Origin of the sequence: Paraburkholderia sp. J69-1 (assembly GCF_905220255.1) — a bacterium.
Taxonomy (GTDB): Bacteria; Pseudomonadota; Gammaproteobacteria; order Burkholderiales; family Burkholderiaceae; genus Paraburkholderia.
The window spans coordinates 1-784 of the sequence record NZ_CAJMZG010000080.1; the positions used below are offsets into that span (position 1 = coordinate 1).

A 784-nucleotide genomic window follows, 5' to 3' on the forward strand; every position below is an offset into this window, starting at 1 on the left:
GTCGGCGAGCAGCACCTTCGAAACGCCTGCGATCTTCGCTGCTGCGTCAGCGGCAGCCTGTGCGTTGTGACCCGCGACCAGCACGTGCACGTCGCCGCCAATCTTCTGTGCTGCTGCAACCGTGTTCAGCGTCGCTGCCTTGATGGAAGCGTTGTCGTGTTCAGCAATAACCAGATTCGTCATTTTACTTAGCTCCCCTTACAGCACCTTGGCTTCGGTCTTCAGCTTCTCGACCAGCGTCTTCACGTCCGCGACCTTCACGCCTGCGCTGCGCTTGGGCGGCTCGGCAACCTTGAGGGTCTTCAGACGCGGCGTGACGTCCACACCGAGGTCTTCCGGCTTGATCGTTTCCAGCGGCTTCTTCTTCGCCTTCATGATGTTCGGCAGCGTGACGTAGCGCGGCTCGTTCAGGCGCAGGTCCGTCGTAACCACGGCGGGCAGCGTCAGCGAGAGCGTTTCCGCGCCGCCATCGACTTCACGCGCAACCGTCGCCTTGCCGTCTGCCACCGTGATCTTCGAAGCGAAGGTGGCTTGCGGCAGGTCGGCCAGCGCGGCGAGCATCTGGCCGGTCTGGTTCGAATCGTCGTCGATGGCCTGCTTGCCGAGGATGACGAGCTGCGGCTGTTCCTTGTCGACCAGCGCCTTGAGCAGCTTCGCGACAGCCAGCGGCTGCAGGTCTTCGTTCGACTCGATCAGGATCGCGCGATCCGCGCCGATCGCCAGCGCCGTGCGCAGCGTTTCCTGAGCCTGCGTCACGCCTGCGGACACAGCAATCACTTCCGTG

At 63.3% G+C, this 784-nt stretch carries 1 protein-coding gene and 1 pseudogene; both read right to left on the minus strand.

Features of this window, described 5'->3' with window-relative positions; translation table 11 throughout:
* A pseudogene (locus U5A67_RS40450) lies at positions 1-183 on the minus strand (electron transfer flavoprotein subunit alpha/FixB family protein); the annotation flags it as partial.
* Between the two features lie 15 nt (positions 184-198).
* Positions 199-784 (minus strand): electron transfer flavoprotein subunit beta/FixA family protein (locus U5A67_RS40455; RefSeq protein WP_321818833.1); only part of this gene is annotated, 586 nt, incomplete at its 5' end.